This window comes from Mycobacterium paraense, from assembly GCF_002101815.1.
Classification (GTDB): Bacteria; Actinomycetota; Actinomycetes; order Mycobacteriales; family Mycobacteriaceae; genus Mycobacterium; species Mycobacterium paraense.
On the sequence record NZ_LQPM01000010.1, the window covers coordinates 191,005 to 209,772 of the forward strand.

The following is an 18,768-nucleotide window of genomic DNA, read 5'->3' on the forward strand; positions in this document are numbered from 1 at the left end:
GTCGCGGGGATAAATCTTATGTCGGATTCACATATTCCGACGCGCGGCACCTTCCGGTCGCGGCTGGCAACGCTTCTTGAGGGCGGATCGACGGCGGCAGCATCGTGCGACGAACCGTGGCGCGCCTCGATTCTGCAGGACCGCGCGGCGCATGCCGGAATCGGCGGTACGCCTGGGCCGCATGCGCGACGACCCGCCCGCGCCACAGCAAATCCGATCCAAACGCCGAGAGTCCGGATCGAAAAGCCATATCAGAGTAAAAATCAGCGTGAATATTCGCGAAAAACAAAGATCAAGCTCGATTCGTCGCGACCTGCCCGCATTGAACCCTCCGATGCCCCGTTTATGTTCGAGCCAGTCCACCGCTCCCGGAAGGAAACTCCATTGTCTTTCGTAAACGCATATCCCGCGGCGCTCGCCGCGGCGGCGGGCAACCTCCAGTCGGTCGGCGCTGCATTGAACGCCGGAACCGACGCCGCTGCCGTGCCCACGACCGAGGTTGTTCCCGCCGCGGCCGACGAGGTGTCGCTGCTGACGGCCGCACAGTTCGCCGCCCATGGCGCGCGGTTCCAAGAGCTCAGTGCGCGCGCGGCCAGGATTCAGGCGGCCCTGGCGGCGACGTTGGCGACGAGTGCGGCGTCGTATGCGGCCACCGAGGCGGCGAACGCGGCGTCGGCGGGCTGACCATGGTCGACTACGGGTTGTTGCCGCCGGAGATCAACTCCGCACGCATCTACGCGGGGCCAGGGGTGGGTTCGTTGGTCGCCGCCGAGGCGGCGTGGGCCGGGCTGGCCGCCGATCTGGAACTGGCCGCGGCGGGTCATCGGTCGGTGATCTCCGGGCTGACCAGCGGTCCCTGGCTCGGACCGTCCTCAGCGTCGCTGGTTGCGGCCGCCACACCGTTCGTGGGCTGGTTACAGACCAGCGCCGAACAGGCCGCCCAGGCCGCCGGCCAAGCGGGGGCCGCCACCGCCGCCTACGAGGCGGCGTTCGCGGCGACCGTTCCCCCGCCGGTGATCGCGGCCAACCGGGCCCTGCTGGCCGAGCTGATCGCGACGAACCTGCTCGGACAGAACACCCCGGCGATCGCGGCCGCCGAGGCGGAATACTTCGAATTCTGGGCCCAGGACGCGGGGGCGATGTACAGCTACGCGGGATCCGCCGCGGCGGCGTCGCAATTGAGCGAATTCGGGGAACCGGCCGAAGTGGTGAACCCGATCGGGTTGGTCGACCAGGCCATCGCGGTCTTCAAGGCGGAAAACGATGTCGTGCAGCGCAGCGCCGCCAACCTGGGCGCGGTCGTCAACCCCAGGGTTTCCGACATCTTGAAAACCCTGTCCGCACCCTTGCAGGCCAAGCCGATCGACGACTGGATCGTGGCCAACACCCCGCTCGATGACGCGGTGACGCTGTTCAGCAAGTACCTCTCGCCGTACATTTCGTCGCTGGCCGCGATGATCCAATCGACGCAGTCCTTCGGGCAGGTCAGCAACGGTATTACGGCGATGACCACTTTCGCGAAGGGGTTGGCCCCGGCGGCAAAGGCGCTCGAAGGCGCCGCTTCGGCGGCGGGGGCGGGCGCGGCCAACGCCGCCCCGAATCTCGGGGGCGTCGCGGCGGGTCTGGGCCACGCGCTTCCGCTGGGCTCCTTGTCGGTGCCGCCGAGCTGGGCCCCGGTGAACGCCATCACCAATCCCGCGGTGGGAGCACTCACCAACGCGGTGGCGCCGGCCTCGGCGGAAGGCATGAATGCCCTTCCGATGGCCCCCTTCGGTCAGTTGGGCGCAAACCGCTACGGGCGCATTCTTCCCACCTACGGTTTCAAGCCCGCGGTAATGGCAAAGCCGCCGGCCGCCGGATAAGAAACAGCGGGGCTGCCGCAAATGTCTTCGGCGATATAGTTATCGCGCTGAGATACGCTCTAGGCCAGCGAAATTCAGGCCGGAGTGTCGGTGCCCGAGTACAGCTTGAAGTCGCGGGTGACCCCGCCCGACGCGGCCGCCTGCCGGCGGGCCAAGTACGAGGGATGACGGCGCATCGCTGCGCGGCGCTCGCGTTCGAGCCGGCGGGCGGCAATCCACGCCGGATGAGATTGAAGGAAAATGACCGTCGCCCCCGGTGCATCCGCCACGATTCCAACTCCTCCCGAGCAACCCGCGAAACTGTCAACAGCGGTTATCGGTTCGTGATTCCAGAATGCCCTGGCATTCCTGAGACCAAACCACACGCCAAGGTGAGAATTGGCCATGAATTTCTTTCGGGGCCGGTAGCCGAGGTTGTGGCCGGCCGACGTCGCTTCACAGCGGATTCTCGAGCAACAGACTCCGCGGCCAAGCCGCGAATGGCAGCATTGCCGGTGCGCCCGACACACGCGGCGTCAGCGCCTCTACGGAGCGAGCCTCAATCGCCTGACGTCGGTCGGGCGCGTTGAGAAAGAGGAGAGCGAGTGATGTCAACGCCAAACCAGCCAGACGAACCTTTCGCTGACGGCCCACAGCCATACCAGCCGCCCGGCTACGGATATCCCAACTACTCCGGTTATCCCGGCGCTCCGAACCAGCCGGCCGCCCACCCCGCGTATCCGACGCCGGGCTACCCAGCCGGTTACATAGACCCCGCCGCGCCATACGGACGCGACCCGGCCACCGGAGAACCGCTGTCCGATAAGTCCGCGCTCGCCGCTGGACTGATGCAACTTTTCCTCGGCTGGTTCGGCGTCGGCCGGTTCTACATCGGGTCAACCACGGTTGGGGTCCTGCAGCTGGTCAGTACCCTCGTCAGCGTCATGCTCAGCGTTGTGCTGATCGGCTTTTTTACGATGTTTGTCGTAGCGGTCTGGGTGTTCATCGACGCGATCATGATGTTCACGGGGGCCGTCAAGGACGGCCAGGGCCGGAAGCTGCGACCGGCCGGCAACTAGGACCAAACGGGCGAGTAGGTACCGAGAGAGTCCTCGCGACCCCTCAATTTTGGCGTAATCCGAACTTGCTGCCCGCGGCCCACCACACCCTGACGAGGGGCACCGACAAGATTTCCCGTTTCGCGCCCGGGTGGCGCCGGCTGCTATCGTGCGTTGCTTATGCCAGAGATCGACCGCCGCCGCATGATGCTGACGGCCGGGATCGGGGTGCTGGCAGCCGCGCTGCCGCTTCCGAACGCCCAGGCCTCCCCCCGCCGACCGGGATCGCCCGAGGCCCCACCGCCCGCCGCGCCCAGCGGCCAGGCCGGGTCCTACATCTTCCAGGACGAGTTCGACGGCCCGGCCGGCTCGGCCCCCGACGGGTCGAAGTGGGCCGTGGCGAAAGCCCGCGAGACGATCAAGGACCCGACGTACTGGGAGCTGCCCGAGCACATCGGGCAGTACCGCGATGACCGCAAGAACGTCTTTCTCGACGGCAACTCCAACCTCGTCCTGCGCGCCGCCAAGGACGGTCCGACGTACTTCAGCGGCAAGGTGCAAAGCCTGTGGCGCGGCGGCGTCGGCCACACGTGGGAAGCCCGGATCAAGCTCAATTGCCTGACCGCCGGCGCCTGGCCCGCCTACTGGCTGGGCAACGACGATCAGGGCGAGATCGATGTGATGGAGTGGTACGGCAACGGCAACTGGCCGTCGGCCACCACCGTGCACGCCAAAGCGAACGGCGGCGAGTGGAAGACCCACAACATCCCGGTCGACAGCGGCTGGCACACCTGGCGGACCCAGTGGGACGCGGCCGGCATCCGGTTCTGGAAGGACTACACCGACGGGGCGCAGCCCTATTTCGACGTGCCGGCGAGTTCCCTGCCGGATTGGCCGTTCAACAACCCCGGCTACACCGTTTTCCCGGTGTTCAACCTCGCGGTCGCCGGTTCCGGCGGCGGTGACCCCGGGCCGGGAACCTATCCCGCGGACATGCTCATCGACTGGATCCGAGTCTGGTAGGACCCCCGCTGCCGCTCAGCCGAATTCGAGCAGGGCATACGCCCCGCGGAACGGCTTGGCGGGGCCGAGCTGCCAGAACGCGGGGAACAAAGCCCCGAAAAACAAGCCCGCACAAGCGGAGTCGGCTGCGGGTGTCGCGGAATCAGTGCGTCAGAAGCGCGGTTGCGCTCCAGACCCTGCCGCCGGGGTTACGCGGGTCCGGCTCGGGCAGCCAGGTCATCGGGCGCATCCACAGCGGCAATCGGCGGAACCGGCGGGCGGCGAGGTAGAGCGGCTGCGCGTCTACGATGCGCCAGCCGAGGTCCTCGAAGAAGGCCAAGCCGTTGTCGGGCGCGAACTTGAACGGCGCGTTCTGCAGTATTCCGGCCATCTTCTTATTCATCATCTCCTTCAGGCCGGGGCCCCCGAAATCCAGCATCCACCAAGCGATTTCGGTTCGCGTGAACGCCGCGGACAGCGCAACCACGTCGCTTTCCTCCAGGTACATCAACAGGCCTTCGGTCAGCACCAGCGCTTTGCCGGCGCCGGCCAGCGCCTCGTCGAGGAACGCGGCACGGGCCGTCGCGTCGGCCAGGTCGACGGCGGTCCGCGTCAGCCGGCAGCGCGGAGTCTCGTCGGCCAGCAGCTGCGTCTTTTCCTCGAGCAGCTTGGGCAGATCCGCCTCGACCCACGTCAGATCGGCCGGCAGCTCCAAACGATACGGGCGGGTGTCCAGGCCGGCGGCCAGGTTCAGCACCCGGTCGCAGCCGGCGGCGATCGCGTCGGCGATGGCCTCATCGATCAGCTTGGTGCGCGCGACGAGCCACCAGCCGTTGCGGGTCGAGCGCGGCACGTTGGCGACGATTTCGCGGCCATGCTCGCCCGCGAGTCGCTCCGCGAGCGGGTCGCTGAAAAGCGCGTCGGGGCGGGCCGATTCGGTCGCTCGGTGCAACGCCGTCCATCGGGCAGTGTCCGAGACGTGGGTGATCGTGTGTCTGGGGGCTGACATACCTGCGTTATAGCAGCCGCCCCGCTGCCCTACTGACCGGCCTTAGGTCCGGCGAACCAAGCCGATGCCACCGCGCGGGTCTGGGGAGGTGGATAGGCGGTGTCCGGCGTGCCGACCGGACCCACCTTGACCGTCCACGTCGCCGACGAGCGGTCGATGCAGCTCCCGGCGCCCTGGCTGGGCAGCCACAACACGTTGACGTTTGCGTGGGGGTCGGCGCAGTAGAAGGCGGCCACGTATCCGTCGGCGCGGCCACCTCCCGCGCCGCCGTTGCGGAGCTGGCACTGGGTGCCGTCGTCGAGGGTCAGGGCGAACGGGTCGGGTGTGGCGGTGGGCTGCACCGGCGGGAGGGAACCGTTGTACCTCACCCGGTGCATGGTCTTGGTCCAGGGATTGTTCACGCACAGCAGCGATCCGGGCGTCGACGGCCAGCAGGTGCCGGCGCCGGCCGCGCTGGGCGAGCAGGAGTAGACGTTGTCGGCCGTCGCCGACGGTGACGCTTCGCAGCCTTCGACGGTGACGACGTTGCCCTCCGGGGGTGACTCCCGATACCCGTTCATCGGTTGACCATCGGGCCCGACGGCCATCACGCTGATCTGCTGGGTGGGCGGTGGGTCCGCGGCCGCCGGCCCGGCCAGCGACAGGGCCGCGACCGTCATGACGGCAACGGGCATCAGGGCAACTCGCAACATGGTTGGAGGGTACGGTGCGCGTATGGCCGAACGAAACCGTCGCTTCCTGCTCCGCGAACGCCCCACCGGACGCATCGGCCCCAACACCTTCGAGCTGAGCGAGGAGGCGGTGCCCGACATCGGCGACGGCGAGGCGCTGGTCCGCGTCGGCTGGATCTCCCTCGACCCGACGAACCGGATGTGGATCAACGACACGCCGACATACCTGCCGCCGGTGGGCATCGGCGAGGTCATGCGCGCTGCCGGCCTGGGTGAGGTCGTCGCGTCGAAGAACCCGAATTTTGCGGTCGGTCAGGCCGTGCAGGGACTGCTCGGGTGGCAGGACTACGCGGTCATCTCGCCCACCGCGTTCGTGATGCCCGTCGACATCGCCGAGGGCATTTCGCCGAGCGCCTACTTGGGGGCGCTGGGGTCGACCGGGCTGACCGCCTGGATCGGCATCCGCGATATCGGCAAGCCCAAGCAGGGCGAGACGGTCGTGGTGTCCGCGGCGGCGGGCGCCGTGGGGTCGGTCGCCGGGCAGCTCGCCAAGGCCGACGGCGCCCGCGTCGTCGGGATCGCCGGCGGCCCCGAGAAGTGTGCCCTGCTCACCGAGCAGCTCGGTTTCGACGCGGCCGTCGACCATCGCGCCGCCGACTGGGCCGCCCAGCTCGCCGCGGCCACCCCCGACGGCATCGACGTCGACTTCGAAAACGTCGGCGGCGACATCATGGACGCCGTCTTCGCGCGGCTGAATATCGGTGCGCGCGTTGCACTGTGCGGCCTGATCTCCGGCTACAACGCGGCCGATCCCCCGCCGGGACCGCGCGCCTTCGGCAACCTGCTCATCCAGCGCGCGACGGTGCGGGGCTTCATCGTCCTCGACCACCTCGGGCGGGCGCCGGAGGCGGCCGGCGAGATCGCGGGCCTGATCGCCGACGGCAGGCTCACGCCGCTCGAGACCGTCGTCGAGGGCTTCGAGCAGCTGCCGACGGCGATCAACATGCTGTTCGACGGGAAGAACGTCGGCAAGCTCGTCGTGAAATTGTCGAGCTAGCTACATGTTTCGCATGACGGTCCAGGACGTGTTCGTGATCCGCGGTCGCGGGGCGGTGGCCACCGGCCGCGTGGAGTACGGGGAGCTGCGCGTCGGCGACCAGGTGAAGATCAACGACGGGCCGACCGTCCGGGTGGACGCGATTGAGGCTCTGCGCAAGAAAATCGACACCGCGACTTCCGGTGACAACGTCGGTTTGCTTTTCAAGGCGCTCGACAAAAACGATCTTGCCGCCGGGGACGTAATCACCTCGTCAGGCACCTTTTTGGCATAAGCCGGGCCAAGTCATATCTATCGCGGTCGCAAGGCCGCGCCTCTAATGTCTTCGCCATGGCATCCCGCGTTCCCTCACCCACGACGGCCGCGGACGCCGTCCCCCAGCTGCGCCGGGGTCTCGCCAACCGGCACATCCAATTGATCGCGATCGGCGGGGCGATCGGCACCGGGCTCTTCATGGGCAGCGGAAAGACGATCTCGCTCGCCGGCCCGGCGGTACTGCTGGTGTACGCGATCATCGGGTTTTTCGTGTTCTTCGTGCTACGGGCGATGGGCGAGCTGCTGTTGTCGAATCTGAAGTACAAGTCGTTCGTCGACTTCGCGGCAGACCTGTTGGGGCCCGCGGCGGGCTTTTTCGTCGGCTGGTCGTACTGGTTCGCCTGGATCGTCACGGGGATCGCGGAGATCGTCGCGATCGCCGGCTACTCGAAGTTCTGGTGGCCCAACGTGCCCCTGTGGTTGCCGGCGCTGGTGGCGGGCTGCCTGATTCTCGCGTTGAACCTGTTCAACGTCCGCAACTTCGGGGAGATGGAGTTCTGGTTCGCCCTGATCAAGGTCGCCGCGATCGGGTGTCTCATCGTGGTGGGCGCCGTGCTCGTGGCGACGGATTTCGTTTCGCCGCAAGGCCATCGGGCGGCGGTGGGCAACCTCTGGAACGACGGCGGATTCTTCGCCACGGGATTCCTGGGCATCGTCGGCGGGTTCCAGATCGCGTTCTTTGCGTTCGTGGGCGTGGAACTCGTCGGCGCCGCGGCCGCCGAGACGGCCAACCCGCGCCACACGCTGCCGCGGGCCATCAACGCGGTCCCGCTTCGGGTGGGGATCTTCTACATCGGCGCGCTGCTGGCGATCCTCACCGTCGTCCCGTGGCGCCGCTTCGCCGGCGGCCAGTCGCCGTTTGTGACGATGTTCTCGCTGGCGGGGCTTGCCGCCGCGGCCTCGATCGTCAACTTCGTGGTCACCACCGCGGCGGCCTCGTCGGCCAACTCGGGCGTGTTCTCCACCGGCCGGATGCTCTTCGGTCTGGCGGACAAGGGCGGCGCCCCGGCTCCGTTTCGGAAGCTGAACCGCGGCGGGGTGCCGGCGAGGGCGCTTTTTCTGACGGCGGCGCTGCTGCTGACCGCCATTCCGCTGCTGTACGTGGGCGGTTCCGTGATGGGCGCCTTCACGCTGGTGACCACCGTGGCGTCGCTGTTGTTCATGTTCGTCTGGGCGATGATCGTCGTCAGTTACCTCGTCTACCGCCGCCGCCACCCGCAACGTCATGCCCGGTCCGCGTACAAGATGCCGGCCGGCGTGGTGATGTGCTGGGCCATCCTCGGCTTCTTCGCGTTCGTGATCTGGACGCTGTGCACCGAACACGAAACCGCGATCGCCCTGGCGTGGTTTCCGCTGTGGTTCGTGGCCCTGGCGGCCGGTTGGCTCGTCGTCCGGCGCCGGCCCGGGCGCGCCGAACGGTACCGCCACTTCCAGGCCGAACTCGACCGGGCCGCCTGACGCCGCTCCGCGGCCGGGGGTTCTTGGGATCGGTAGCCAATCGCGCGTTCTGTACTTGCCGCAACGACGACGCCAACCAGGCGGCGCCACGTGAAAGGAAGTCAGACAGATGAAGCTTGTTCCCGCCAGCCTCGAACAGCAGGTCAACCGGGTCGACCGTCAGCGCAGCCTGTACATCGGGATCGCGAACGCCTTGGTTGCGGTCTGGAGCGTCTACCGCGTGATCTGGGGGTTCTACCTGGCAATGACCTTCGATTGGGTCGCCGGCGCCATGATTCCGCAGCTGCTGCTCTGGGTCGTGATCGGTGTCATCTCGGGGGTCGTGGCCTTCGCGTTCCTGACCCGCTATTTCAAGGGCAGTTGATCCGGCCCGCCGGAAGCGGAAAGTCCCGAATCTGCTTGAGATTCGGGACTTTTCCCGTTGTCGGCTCAGCGCAATTGCTGAATGCGGATGAGGTTACCCGCCGGGTCGCGCACGGCGCAGTCGCGGAGCCCGTAGGGCTGTTCGGTTGGCTCCTGGACGATTTCGGCGTCGGCGGCTTGCAGTTGCTCGAACACCCCGTCGAGGTCCTTGGTGGCCAGCAGCAGCATCGCGTAGGTGCCCTTGGCCATCATCTCCGCGATGGTGCGGCGTTCGTCGTCGGTGATGCCGGGGTTGGCGGCCGGCGGGGTCAGCACGATGGACGTGCCCGGCTGGCCCGGGGGCCCGACGGTGATCCAGCGCATCTTGCCCTGCCCGACGTCGAGGCGGACCTCGAAGCCGAGGGTGTCGCGATAGAAGGCCAGCGAGGCTTCCGGGTCGTCGTGCGGGAGGAAGCTCGAGTGAATCGTGATGTCCATGGCGTCAGGCTAGGTGCGGCCCGCCGACGGGCGCTTCTCGATTCCTGATCGGTCTGGTCACCTGCTTGGCGACGCACGGCGGTATGCCCGCGGTCGCGTCGGCCGCCCGACGCCGGTAGGCGCTGGGCGGCATGCCGACCAGCTCGGTGAACCGGGTGCTGAACGTGCCCAGCGACGAGCAGCCGACCGCGAAACAGACCTCGGTGACGCTGAGGTCGCCGCGACGCAGCAACGCCATCGCCCGTTCGATGCGCCGCGTCATCAGGTAGGAATAGGGCGATTCGCCGTAGGCGCGCCGGAATTCACGGCTGAGGTGCCCGGCGGACATGTGCACCCCGCGGGCGAGCGCCTCGACGTCCAGCGGCTGCGCGTAGTCCCGGTCGATCCGGTCGCGGACGCGGCGCAGCAGCGCGAGGTCGCGCAGTTGCTGTTGGGTGGGCATGGCGGTCACGTTGGCCATGTTGCCACCCGGGCCTAGGGCGTCGCCGCGTCGCGCCACGCCAACGGATTGAGGTTGCGGTATGGGTCGGTGGCGCGCAGCGCTCGGAGGTCCGCCAGGCTTTCCTCGAGCGCGCGTTGCGTTTGGTCCTTGACGAGCTCGACCCACTGCGGGCCGTCGACACCCAGCGGCCTGCTGGTATCGATCGGCGACCCGAACCGCAGATACATGCGCTGGGGCCTGGGAATCAGGGTTGGCCCGATCCCCCGCAGCAAGGGCATCGCCATGTCCGGGCGCCCGTTCAGCCTGCGGCCCAACGCCTCGCTGAGTTTTCCGTACGCGCCATCGCGGGTCGTCCAGCTGCGATAGACGTCGTCGCCGCCGACAAGGGCGGCCGGCACGATCGGGTAGCCGTTTTCCACCGAAAGCCGCGCGAATCCCGCGCGTCCCTGCCAGCGCAGGGTGTACTCCTCCCCTTTGAACTTTGCGATCTCGCGGCCGCCCCCGGGGAACACCAGGATGGTTTGGTCGTCGCGCATGAGCTCCCGCGCGGTCTCCGGCGCGCCGACCACCGCACCGAACGCTGCGATCAGGTCGGCGGGCAGTCCACGCATCCGTCCGAAGCCCCGTTCCGCCAGCGGGCGCACCCGGGTTCCGATCGTGCGTCGCACCGTATCGGAGATCAAGAAGACCTCGGAGCCGAACTGAGTGTGGTTGCCCACCAACAGGAATCGCCCGTCGCCGGGAAGGTTTTCGATGCCGTCCACGTAGGGTCGGGAAACCGCGAAGACGGGGTGCAGGCGGTCGCTCACGGTGTCGAGCAGCCGGCGCAGCGTCTGCACCCGCGCGCTGGGCTCCGTGATGGTGGCCAGGCCGGTGTTCTCAGCCACGATCGTCGGCTTCCGGACGGGAGAACACGACGGTTTGCGAGGGCGGGCCGAGTCGCGTTGGGCTGGGCAGCATTTCGACCTTCATCTGGGGGTCGGCGGCGCGGCCAAGGGCCTTCAGCGCCGACGGGCTGTAGGCACGCAGTGCGCTGATGAAACCGTCGTGCAGCCCGGGCTGAATCGACGACCAGGGCATCAGCGCCAGGTGGAGTGGCAGCGCCATCACCGGAAACAGCAGCACCGCCAACGGACCCCGCCGTTTGAGGTCGATGACGAGGAAGCGCTTGCCCACCCGGGTGGCCTCCGCGATCGCCCGGCTGGCCACGGCCGGCGGCAGGTGATGAAACGCCAGCGCGAACACCACGAGGTCGTAGCTGTCGTCGGCGGCGTCGATCGCCGTCGCGTCGATCACCTGCGTCCGCGCCCGCGGGTGCTTCCCGAGGTCGCCCGCGGCGATGTTGGCCACGGACGTCGGGTCCAGGTCGCTGACCGTGACGGTGGCCGTCGGGTGCAGCTCGAGGATCTGCGCCGAAAGCTTTCCGTGCCCCGCACCGATCTCCAGGATGCGCGGATGCGGAATGTCGGCGACGACTTCCAGCGCGGTGCGCGCGTGCCTCTCGTGCTGCTTGGTCAGGGTGCCCATCCGGTCGAGCATCCGAATGACCTTCTGCTTGACCTCGTCCGCCACGTCGTCGCGGTCGAGATACTCCAGCGCATCCGTCTCGAACTGACGGTCCAGCCACGACGCGTCGGGGCCGCCCCGGGGCATGGTCGCTATGTCTGCCTGCAGCACATCGGTCGTGGCCATCGCGGCCTCCTTCGTCGTTGTCAGTCCGTTCTCGTCACCACCATAACAAACGAACCGGTTCGTCTGTCTATGATATTCCCGTGAGGACCAAGACCGAGTTGCGCGGCGAGATACTTGCGGCCGCCCGTGCCGAGTTCGCCCAGTACGGCTTGGCCGGGGCGCGCATCGACCGCATCGCTCGCGCGGCCAGCGCCAGCAAGGAACGGCTGTACGCGCACTTCGGCGACAAGGAGACCCTCTTTCGGGACGTCGTTGCCACCGACGGCGCGGAGTTCTTTCACGCCGTCGAATTGCGCCCCGAGGCGGTGCCCGAGTTCGTCGGCGGCGTCTTCGACCTGGCGCAGCGGCGGCCCGAACACCTGCGGATGATCACCTGGGCCCAGCTGGAAGGCTTCCCGCTCGACAAGCCGGAGTTCGACGGAGAGCACCCACCCGAAAAGGCCCTCGCCGCACTGGAACAGGCCCAAGCCGACGGCCACGTCGACCCTTCCTGGGATCCGCAGCAGCTGCTGGTGCTCCTGTTCGCGGTCGGCCTGGCCTGGGCGCATTGGCCCGACCCCGCCGCCGTGACGACTGACGCGAAGGTTGTCGCGCGCCGCCGCGCCGCGGCCGTCGAGGCGGCCGCCCGCATCGTCAAGCCCGTCGAGAGCGAGCCGTCAGGCCGCCGGTGATCGGGCGTTCGCCCTACGCGCCGACCAGTTCCGGATGGAACTTCGCCGCCATGCGGCGCAACCCGTCCTGCCAGTCGACCTTCGTGCCGCCGATGAGCTCGTGCATCCGCTCCCCGTCGGTCGGATTGCCCCGCAGCGCGTGCGCGCTTTCCTCGAACACCGGCTCCTTGCCGACGAGCGAGCCGAGGTAGGCGCACCACTCCTGCAGGCTGACGGCCTGGTCGCCGCACCAGTTGACGGTGGTCGCCGGGACCGACGCCGCCTCGAGCAGCTTGGGGACCGTGGCGATGATGTCGTCTTCGTGGATCGGGTTGTAGCGGGCCGGTCCGCCGGGCGGGACCGGGATCGGGATGCCGGCCAGCATCATCTCCATGTGGTAGTACGGCCACCCGCCGTTGTTGCCGTAGGGCACGTTGAGGCGGGCGATGGTCGTCGGCACGTTGAGGATGCGCGCCATCGCCCGGGCGACGACCTCCCCGGCGATCTTGGAGATCGAGTAGGTGGGGAACAAGAACTTGTGGTTGTCGCCGAGCGCGGCTTGCTCGGTTCGGGGTTCGTCGTCGGGCGGGTCGTAGACGGCCGCCGAGGAGCAGTGCAGGAAGGCCTTCGCCCCGCGGCAGTGGGCCATCAGCAGGCCGACCGATTCCGCATTGGCGCCGAGGTCCTTGTCCCAATGCCCGCTCTTGGCGACCGCCAAGTTCAGGACGTAGTCGAAGTCGTCCGGCACGCCGGTGAAGTCCCCGGCCGCCAGGTCGACGGTCTGACACCGAATCCCCGCCTTCTCGAGGGCTTCTCGTGCGGCGGGATTGCTGAAGCGGGCGATGCCCCACACTTCGTTTTCCGACGCCAGCGCCAGGGCGATGGGAGTGGCGAGTTGACCGGTCGGGCCGGTGATCAAGATCTTTGAGCCGCGCATGCGCTGATAGTAGGCGCTGGCGGCCGCCGAGACCGACGGTGTCCTCATACCAGGCGCCGTCAGCCCCCGTCGGCTATGTTTTCGGATTATGGACGACCGCGACAAGGACCCGACGGTGGTCTTGCGGTACCTGGTGGGCCGGCCCCTCGCCGCCACCGAGGTCTACGCGGCGTTCGGTTACCGCAAGTCGGCCTACTACAAGGCGGCTCGCGAGGGCAGGCTGATCACCGCCGACAACCTGATCCGGGCGGCCAGTTACTTCGGGCTGAATCCGATCGACCTGCAAGTCCGGTTCGGGCTGGTCGCGCCCGAGGCCGTCACCGAATACGTCGAATCGGCGGCGGGCGCGACGAGGCTGCGCGACAAGCCCTCCGTCTGACGGGACGGCGCGGCACGAAAGTGCCTTCGCGGCAACGACGCCGCCCGACTTTCGCGCATTGTGCTCACCCGCGCGGTAGGGTCTCGGCATGGCCTCCAGGGGTCGTATCGATTTGCGGCTCGCCACCCAGGTGATGCTGCTGCAGCTCGTCATCGTGACGCTGACGCTGATCCTCGCGTTCGGGATGTTCGCGTGGTTCAACCGTCAGCGCCTGGACAGCCAATATCACGTCCACGCGCTGGATATCGCTCGCGTGGTGGCCTCGTCCCCGACGGTCGTCAACAACATCTCCCGCTACGACGATCCGGCTCTGAAGGCAAGCCCCGCACTGACCGACGAACTGGCGGCCGGTCCGATCGAGAGCGTCGCGTCGCGTGTCGAGCAGCGTACGCACGTGCGGTTCGTGGTCGTCGGCAGCACGCAAGGCGTCCGGCTCGCGGACCCCGACCGCAACAGGCTGGGAGCCCACATCGAAGCGGATATCTCGCAGGCGGTGGCCGGGCACGAGGTGGTGTCGCACGACTCCACGGTCTTCGGACGGGCGATCGTCGCCAAAGTCCCAGTGCTGGAACCCGTTTCGAATCGCGTACTGGGCGTGGTGATCGTCGGCATCTCCACGAAGACTTTCGACGACCAGTTCTCGAAGAACCTGCGCGTGCTGGCCGCGTTGGGAGTCGTGGCGCTGCTGATCGGCGGCGCCGGCTCCGCGGCGCTGGCGCGCCGATGGCGGGGGCTGACGCTCGGCCTGCGGCCCGCCGAGATCACCGGGCTGGTGCGCAGCCAGGCGGCGGTGCTGCAGGGCATCGGTGAGGGCGTGGTCGCCGCCGACACCACCGGCAAGACGACCTTCGTCAACGACGAGGCCTGCCGGCTGCTCGAAATCGGCAACGAACCGGGCCGGCCCGTCGACGAAATCGGGCTCACTCCGCGGGTGCTCGACGTGTTCAAGGCCGCGGATGCGACCCCCAGTCTGGCCACCGTCGGCGAACGCATCGTGGTCGTCTCGGCGCGGCACGTGTCGCGCGAGGGCCGCGAGCTGGGCACCGTGCTGGTCGCGCGGGATCGAACCGACGTCGAATCGCTGACCCGCCAGCTCGACGCGGTGCAGGTGATGAGCACCGTGTTGCGCGCCCAGCGCCACGAGTTCGCCAACCGGCTGCACCTGCTGACCGGGCTGTTGCACGGCGGTCATGTCGAGGAGGGGCTGCAATACCTCGAGGAGCTGCTGGGGTCCGGGCCGTTGGGCTCCGCCCTGCCGGGCATCGACGCGATCCGTGACGCGTACCTGCAGGCGTTCCTGGCGGCCAAGGGCGCGGCCGCGCGCGAAGCCGGCGTGACGCTCACCATCGGTGAAAACACCTGGGTGCCCGGCCGGCTCGTGCTGCCCGTCGACGTCACCACGGTCCTGGGTAACTTGCTCGACAACGCGATCGACGCGGTCCGGACGAGCGGCAACGCCGTCAAAGAGGTGGAAGTCGAGCTGTTGCAAGACGGTACGACGCTGCACATCACGGTCGCCGACAGCGGTGACGGCGTCGCGCCCGGCTTCGTCGACCAGCTCTTCACGGAGGGAACCACCACCAAGCCGGACTCCGGCATACCGGGCGGCCGGGGCATCGGCCTCGCGCTGTCGCGGCAGATCACTCGCGCGCTCGGCGGCGATCTCTTGCTGGCCAGTGCCGGCAACGCGGAGTTGCGGCTGCGCGGAGCGGAATTCATCGCCCGGCTGCCGGGCGTGATGGTTGAGGAGGCGCAATGGGCGACGCAGACCTGACCGTGCTGGTGGTCGACGACGACTTTCGGGTCGCCAACATGCATGCCGAGGTCGTCAACACCCTGCCCGGCTTCACCGTGACCGCCACGGTGAACACCCTCGAGGCCGCGCGCAAGGCGCTCGCCGAGGCGCCCGACATCGACCTCGCCCTCGTCGACGTGTACCTGCCCGACGGTTCGGGAGTCGACTTCGTCCGCGAATTGCACGGCGACAGCATGGTATTGACCGCGGCCACCGAGGCGGCCACCATCCGCGCGGCCATGTCGGCGGGCGCGCTGAGCTACCTCGTCAAGCCGTTCGCGACCACCGAGCTGGCCGCGCGGCTTGCCGGCTACGCCCGCTACCGCAAGATCCTGGCCGGCCCCGAACTCAGCTCCGGCGACGTGGACGCGGCGCTCGACGCGCTGCGACCCAGGGTCGCTCCCCCGGCGCCCGCCACCATCGCGGCTTCGTCCACCAAACAGCTTGTCCTGCAAGCGTTGCGCACCTCGGACAAGCCGATGTCGGCGGCGGAGGTGTCCGCGGCGATCGGCATTTCGCGGGCCACCGCGCAGCGCTACCTGGCTGCGCTGGCCACCGCCGGTGACGTCGCCGTCGGGCTGCGCTACGGCACCACCGGCCGACCCGAACAGGAGTTCGCCGCGGCCGACAAGCGCCGCCCCCGCCTGCCGCGCTGACTGGCAGAAGCGGTCGCGTCGAGATTGCGTTCAGCGCGCGATTTTGCCGGCCAACCGCGATCTGTGCGCAGGCTCGACGCGCCTTGGCCTGGCGGGCCACCAGTTGGCCTCGCCGACCAGCGCCGCCAGGGCCGGCACCGTGACGGTGCGCACCACGAAGGTGTCGATCAAGATGCCCATGCCGATGATGAACCCGGTCTGCACCATCGTCGAGAGGCTGCCGAACAACAGCCCGGACATCGAGGCGGCGAAGATGATGCCCGCCGAGGTGATCACGCCGCCCGTCGAACGCACCGCGCGGATGATGCCCGAGCGGACGCCGGTGCGCGACTCTTCCCGAATCCGGGTGATCAACAGCAGGTTGTAGTCCGCCCCGACGGCGACCAACACGATGAACGCCGTCGCCTGCACGTTCCAATAGATCGGCTGATGGAGCACGAACTGGAAGAAGACGACTCCCACCCCCACGGCCGACAGGAACGAGATCACCACGGAGGCAATGAGATACAGCGGGGCCACGATCGCGCGGAGCAACAGCACCAGGATGACGAACACGATCAGGAGCGTCATGACCACGATCAGGCGGACGTCGTTGTCGTAGTAGCCGCGAATCGCGCTGTACATCGCGGTCGTCCCGACCAGCGAGATCGATGCGTCCGAGAGCGAGGTGTTCGGCTGGGCGCCGCGGGCCGTGTCGAGAATCGACGCGACCTGGTCCATCGCGGCCGTGCTGAACGGGTCGAACTTGGTCTCCACCAGGTAGCGCACGGAGTGCCCGTCGGGCGAGAAGAACAGCTTCGCGGCGTTCTTGAAGTCATCCGAACTGAGCGCCTGGGGCGGGATGTACATGCCCGACATGGATTGGCCGGCGGCGTCGCGCTTCATCGACAGCAGCAGGTCCGCAGCCTGATTCATGCCCAGGCCCATCTTCTTGGTCTGGTCGACGAGGGCGCGCACGCCGTCGGCCAGCCGCCGGCTGCCGTCGGCCAACTGATCGGCGGCCGCCTGCATTTGCGCAATCTTCTGCTGGACACCGGCGGTGCTGCCCGCCGCCGTCCGCAAACCATTGCTCGCCGAGGCCAACAGCGCGGTCAGGTTCTGCACCCCGGCCTGGATGCCACTGGCCGCGGGTTGTGCGGTCGCGCCGTTGAACATCGGGCCGGCCGCCGCCGCCACGGTGGCGACCAGTGCCGACACCGACCCGTTCGCGAGACCGCGGATGGTGTCCAGCACGCCTTGGGCGCCCGAGAGCTGCTGCTGCACCTGGGCGACCGTCGCGCTGAGCTGCGTCGCGGGCCCGGCGGCGGCCCGGATTTGGTCGCGAACCTCGGCGAGGCTGGCCGCCAATTTGTCGGCGCCGCTCGTCAGCGCGTCGAGGTCGGTGGTCCGGTCGTTGATCTGCGTCGAGGCGTCTTGCAGCTTGCCGCCGACGGCTCCGGCCTGCGAGCTGAGCTTGGCCTGGTCGAGCGGCTGGCCGTCGGGCCGCGTGATGCCGCGCACCGCAGCGATATTGGGCAACTGCGAGACGCGTTGCGCCATCTGGTCGAGGTCGGCCAGCGACCGCGACGTCCGGAGGTCGTGCGGCGAGCGGACGTAGATGTACTGCGGCAGCAGGGCGCTCGTCGAGAAGTGGCTCTCCATCGCCGAAAAGCCGACGTTGCTGGGCGCCGCCTGCGGCAACTGCAGGCGGTCGTTGAAGGTGGGCCGAAGGAAGGCCGCGCACCCCGCGAGCGCGATCAACACCGACAGGCTCACCAGCAGATGGGTTTTCGGCCGCCGAACCAGCTGAACGGCGGACCGCCGCCACAGGCGGCCGGTCAACGGGGACCGCGGCGCCACCCAGCCGCGCCGACCGGCCAGCACGAGGATGGCCGGCAGCAGCGTGACGGCGGCCAGAAACGCGATCGCGATCGAAATCGCCAGTGCCGGACCGATACTCGTGAACGCGGGCAGCCGGGTGAAGACCATGCCCAGGAACGTGACGGCAACGGTGGCGGCCGAGCCCGCGATGACCTCTCCGATGGAACTCAGCGCCTTGCGCACGGCCAGGTCGGAATCGACGCCGGACCGGATGTACTCGTGGTAGCGGCTGATCAAAAAGACCGCATAGTCGGTGCCGGCGCCGAAGATCATGGCGGTCATCAACGCGATCGTCAGCGCCGACACCCCGAGCCCGACCTGCGCAAGCCCGGACACCACCCCCTGCGCCGAGGCTACCGAGACTCCGATGGTGATCAGCGGCAGCAGCACGGTCACGGGCCGCCGGTAGATCACCAGCAGGATGACCAGCACGAACAACGCCGTGACGATCTCGGTCATGTGCATGTCGCGGGCGGTGACGATCGACATGTCGCCGACCATGGCGGCCTGCCCGGTCACGTTCGCGGTCAGCGGGGTGCCCGCGGTCGAGCGCTTGACGACGTCGGCGATCCGTTGGTACGCCGCCGACGACTCGGGCGATCCGGCGGGCGCCCGCAGCATCACCGCCAGGTAGAACGCCTTGTGGTCCGCGCTGACCAGCAGCGGGCGCAGCGCGGGCGTGCCGACGACGTCCTGCACACCGCTCACGTCTCCGGCCTGGCCGCGGAGCGCGGCGGCCAGCTTGCCGTAGGCGTCCTCGTCGGCCGGCTGCAGGCCGCGGTCGTCGGTGAGGACGACGATCAGGACGTTCTGGGCGGATTCACCGAAGTCCTTGGCCATCTGCTCGGCCGCGGCCATGGCCTTGGCCGGCAGCGGCTGCACCGTCTGGCCCTCGACCACCTTGGTCAGCGGGGGGAAGGCCACGGCCAGCACGGCCACCACCGCGGCCCAGGCGGCGATCACCAGCCAGGGCGCGCGCACGGCGGCGCGCCCCAGAATCCCGAACGCGCCGCTGGCCGCCTTGGATGACTGTTCGATCATGGTGAAACCCCTCAAGTTCGCTTCGGTTACCTGGGAATTTATGGCGGCGCGCGGACCCGTGTCTC

General features: G+C 68.4%; 21 protein-coding genes. 12 read left to right on the plus strand and 9 right to left on the minus strand.

Translation table 11 applies throughout. From position 1 onward, the window contains the following. The first annotated feature begins 384 nt into the window (after positions 1–384). Positions 385–684, plus strand: coding sequence for a PE family protein (locus AWB89_RS09795; RefSeq protein ID WP_085100227.1), 300 nt, complete (start codon positions 385–387; stop codon positions 682–684). Between the two features lie 2 nt (positions 685–686). Continuing rightward, positions 687–1,862 (plus strand): PPE family protein, encoded by a 1,176-nt coding sequence (locus tag AWB89_RS09800; RefSeq protein WP_085173201.1) that lies wholly within the window; start codon positions 687–689, stop codon positions 1,860–1,862. Positions 1,863–1,936: 74 nt separating this feature from the next. On the opposite strand, the gene AWB89_RS09805 is transcribed toward AWB89_RS09800, so the two are convergent. Then, entirely contained in the window at positions 1,937–2,131 is a 195-nt protein-coding gene (locus AWB89_RS09805) for a hypothetical protein (RefSeq protein ID WP_085173203.1), read from the minus strand. Between the two features lie 318 nt (positions 2,132–2,449). Here AWB89_RS09805 and AWB89_RS09810 point away from each other — a divergent pair, with 318 nt between their 5' ends. Both AWB89_RS09810 and AWB89_RS09815 read left to right on the plus strand, forming a co-directional pair. Next, entirely contained in the window at positions 2,450–2,920 is a 471-nt protein-coding gene (locus AWB89_RS09810) for a TM2 domain-containing protein (RefSeq protein ID WP_085100238.1), read from the plus strand. A gap of 159 nt (positions 2,921–3,079) precedes the next feature. Then, the gene (locus tag AWB89_RS09815; RefSeq protein WP_085100241.1) at positions 3,080–3,922 is read left to right on the plus strand and encodes a glycoside hydrolase family 16 protein; all 843 of its coding nucleotides are present in this window, start codon (positions 3,080–3,082) and stop codon (positions 3,920–3,922) included. A 142-nt stretch (positions 3,923–4,064) separates the two neighbouring features. On the opposite strand, the gene AWB89_RS09820 is transcribed toward AWB89_RS09815, so the two are convergent. Together AWB89_RS09820 and AWB89_RS09825 are read right to left on the minus strand one after the other, a co-directional pair. Beyond that, on the minus strand, positions 4,065–4,910 hold the full coding sequence (locus AWB89_RS09820; RefSeq protein ID WP_085173205.1) for a class I SAM-dependent methyltransferase: 846 nt from the start codon (positions 4,908–4,910) through the stop codon (positions 4,065–4,067). A 29-nt stretch (positions 4,911–4,939) separates the two neighbouring features. Beyond that, on the minus strand, positions 4,940–5,602 hold the full coding sequence (locus tag AWB89_RS09825) for a hypothetical protein (protein ID WP_085173207.1): 663 nt from the start codon (positions 5,600–5,602) through the stop codon (positions 4,940–4,942). A 22-nt stretch (positions 5,603–5,624) separates the two neighbouring features. On the opposite strand from AWB89_RS09825, the gene AWB89_RS09830 reads away from it, so the two are divergent. From AWB89_RS09830 to AWB89_RS09845, 4 genes are all read left to right on the plus strand, one after another. Next, a complete protein-coding gene (locus AWB89_RS09830) occupies positions 5,625–6,638 on the plus strand; it encodes an NADP-dependent oxidoreductase (RefSeq protein WP_085173209.1) in 1,014 nt (337 codons plus the stop codon). A 4-nt stretch (positions 6,639–6,642) separates the two neighbouring features. After that, positions 6,643–6,912, plus strand: a complete 270-nt coding sequence (locus AWB89_RS09835) for an EF-Tu/IF-2/RF-3 family GTPase (protein ID WP_085173210.1) — start codon at positions 6,643–6,645, stop codon at positions 6,910–6,912. Between the two features lie 56 nt (positions 6,913–6,968). Then, entirely contained in the window at positions 6,969–8,411 is a 1,443-nt protein-coding gene (locus AWB89_RS09840) for an amino acid permease (RefSeq protein ID WP_085173212.1), read from the plus strand. 109 nt (positions 8,412–8,520) lie between these two features. Then, positions 8,521–8,775: a hypothetical protein gene (locus AWB89_RS09845; protein ID WP_085100258.1), complete on the plus strand. Its 255-nt coding sequence runs from the start codon at positions 8,521–8,523 to the stop codon at positions 8,773–8,775. A 65-nt stretch (positions 8,776–8,840) separates the two neighbouring features. On the opposite strand, the gene AWB89_RS09850 is transcribed toward AWB89_RS09845, so the two are convergent. Genes AWB89_RS09850 through AWB89_RS09865 form a run of 4 tightly spaced genes read right to left on the minus strand, consistent with a single transcriptional unit; the run spans position 8,841 to position 11,385 of the window. Next, positions 8,841–9,251, minus strand: coding sequence for a VOC family protein (locus tag AWB89_RS09850; RefSeq protein WP_085100261.1), 411 nt, complete (start codon positions 9,249–9,251; stop codon positions 8,841–8,843). A gap of 4 nt (positions 9,252–9,255) precedes the next feature. Beyond that, positions 9,256–9,711, minus strand: a complete 456-nt coding sequence (locus AWB89_RS09855) for a helix-turn-helix transcriptional regulator (RefSeq protein WP_170929160.1) — start codon at positions 9,709–9,711, stop codon at positions 9,256–9,258. A gap of 14 nt (positions 9,712–9,725) precedes the next feature. Further along, the gene (locus tag AWB89_RS09860) at positions 9,726–10,580 is read right to left on the minus strand and encodes a lysophospholipid acyltransferase family protein (RefSeq protein ID WP_085173214.1); all 855 of its coding nucleotides are present in this window, start codon (positions 10,578–10,580) and stop codon (positions 9,726–9,728) included. After that, positions 10,573–11,385: a class I SAM-dependent methyltransferase gene (locus AWB89_RS09865; RefSeq protein ID WP_085173216.1), complete on the minus strand. Its 813-nt coding sequence runs from the start codon at positions 11,383–11,385 to the stop codon at positions 10,573–10,575. The genes AWB89_RS09860 and AWB89_RS09865 overlap by 8 nt, the downstream gene beginning before the upstream one ends. An 80-nt stretch (positions 11,386–11,465) precedes the next feature. Between AWB89_RS09865 and AWB89_RS09870 the strand changes: the two genes are divergently transcribed. Then, positions 11,466–12,056 carry a TetR/AcrR family transcriptional regulator gene (locus AWB89_RS09870; RefSeq protein ID WP_085173218.1) on the plus strand — a complete coding sequence of 197 codons (591 nt, stop codon included), beginning with the start codon at positions 11,466–11,468 and terminating at the stop codon, positions 12,054–12,056. Between the two features lie 13 nt (positions 12,057–12,069). Here the strand turns inward: AWB89_RS09870 and AWB89_RS09875 are convergent, their stop codons facing one another. Then, a complete protein-coding gene (locus tag AWB89_RS09875; RefSeq protein WP_085101425.1) occupies positions 12,070–12,972 on the minus strand; it encodes an NAD-dependent epimerase/dehydratase family protein in 903 nt (300 codons plus the stop codon). Positions 12,973–13,060: 88 nt separating this feature from the next. Between AWB89_RS09875 and AWB89_RS09880 the strand changes: the two genes are divergently transcribed. The 3 genes from AWB89_RS09880 to AWB89_RS09890 all read left to right on the plus strand — a co-directional run bounded on the left by AWB89_RS09880 (position 13,061) and on the right by AWB89_RS09890 (position 15,802). Continuing rightward, on the plus strand, positions 13,061–13,351 hold the full coding sequence (locus AWB89_RS09880) for a hypothetical protein (protein WP_085100273.1): 291 nt from the start codon (positions 13,061–13,063) through the stop codon (positions 13,349–13,351). A gap of 88 nt (positions 13,352–13,439) precedes the next feature. Further along, on the plus strand, positions 13,440–15,125 hold the full coding sequence (locus AWB89_RS09885) for a sensor histidine kinase (protein WP_241520456.1): 1,686 nt from the start codon (positions 13,440–13,442) through the stop codon (positions 15,123–15,125). Next, complete coding sequence (locus AWB89_RS09890; RefSeq protein WP_085100276.1) at positions 15,107–15,802, plus strand: response regulator; 696 nt, start codon at positions 15,107–15,109, stop codon at positions 15,800–15,802. Before AWB89_RS09885 ends, AWB89_RS09890 begins: the two co-directional genes overlap by 19 nt. A gap of 30 nt (positions 15,803–15,832) precedes the next feature. Here AWB89_RS09890 and AWB89_RS09895 read toward each other — a convergent pair whose 3' ends face one another. Continuing rightward, complete coding sequence (locus AWB89_RS09895) at positions 15,833–18,703, minus strand: MMPL/RND family transporter (RefSeq protein ID WP_085173220.1); 2,871 nt, start codon at positions 18,701–18,703, stop codon at positions 15,833–15,835. Positions 18,704–18,768 lie beyond the last annotated feature (65 nt).

What these genes read in the sequence shown, in the direction of transcription:
- AWB89_RS09815 (WP_085100241.1), top strand. Translation starts at nt 3,080, where the DNA reads ATGCCAGAGATCGACCGCCGCCGCATGATGCTGACGGCCGGGATCGGG.
- AWB89_RS09880 (WP_085100273.1), top strand. Translation starts at nt 13,061, where the DNA reads ATGGACGACCGCGACAAGGACCCGACGGTGGTCTTGCGGTACCTGGTG.
- AWB89_RS09835 (WP_085173210.1), top strand. Translation starts at nt 6,643, where the DNA reads ATGTTTCGCATGACGGTCCAGGACGTGTTCGTGATCCGCGGTCGCGGG.
- AWB89_RS09855 (WP_170929160.1), bottom strand. Translation starts at nt 9,711, where the DNA reads ATGGCCAACGTGACCGCCATGCCCACCCAACAGCAACTGCGCGACCTC.
- AWB89_RS09800 (WP_085173201.1), top strand. Translation starts at nt 687, where the DNA reads ATGGTCGACTACGGGTTGTTGCCGCCGGAGATCAACTCCGCACGCATC.
- AWB89_RS09875 (WP_085101425.1), bottom strand. Translation starts at nt 12,972, where the DNA reads ATGCGCGGCTCAAAGATCTTGATCACCGGCCCGACCGGTCAACTCGCC.
- AWB89_RS09890 (WP_085100276.1), top strand. Translation starts at nt 15,107, where the DNA reads ATGGGCGACGCAGACCTGACCGTGCTGGTGGTCGACGACGACTTTCGG.
- AWB89_RS09840 (WP_085173212.1), top strand. Translation starts at nt 6,969, where the DNA reads ATGGCATCCCGCGTTCCCTCACCCACGACGGCCGCGGACGCCGTCCCC.
- AWB89_RS09830 (WP_085173209.1), top strand. Translation starts at nt 5,625, where the DNA reads ATGGCCGAACGAAACCGTCGCTTCCTGCTCCGCGAACGCCCCACCGGA.
- AWB89_RS09850 (WP_085100261.1), bottom strand. Translation starts at nt 9,251, where the DNA reads ATGGACATCACGATTCACTCGAGCTTCCTCCCGCACGACGACCCGGAA.
- AWB89_RS09820 (WP_085173205.1), bottom strand. Translation starts at nt 4,910, where the DNA reads ATGTCAGCCCCCAGACACACGATCACCCACGTCTCGGACACTGCCCGA.
- AWB89_RS09885 (WP_241520456.1), top strand. Translation starts at nt 13,440, where the DNA reads ATGGCCTCCAGGGGTCGTATCGATTTGCGGCTCGCCACCCAGGTGATG.
- AWB89_RS09825 (WP_085173207.1), bottom strand. Translation starts at nt 5,602, where the DNA reads ATGTTGCGAGTTGCCCTGATGCCCGTTGCCGTCATGACGGTCGCGGCC.
- AWB89_RS09810 (WP_085100238.1), top strand. Translation starts at nt 2,450, where the DNA reads ATGTCAACGCCAAACCAGCCAGACGAACCTTTCGCTGACGGCCCACAG.
- AWB89_RS09865 (WP_085173216.1), bottom strand. Translation starts at nt 11,385, where the DNA reads ATGGCCACGACCGATGTGCTGCAGGCAGACATAGCGACCATGCCCCGG.
- AWB89_RS09845 (WP_085100258.1), top strand. Translation starts at nt 8,521, where the DNA reads ATGAAGCTTGTTCCCGCCAGCCTCGAACAGCAGGTCAACCGGGTCGAC.
- AWB89_RS09895 (WP_085173220.1), bottom strand. Translation starts at nt 18,703, where the DNA reads ATGATCGAACAGTCATCCAAGGCGGCCAGCGGCGCGTTCGGGATTCTG.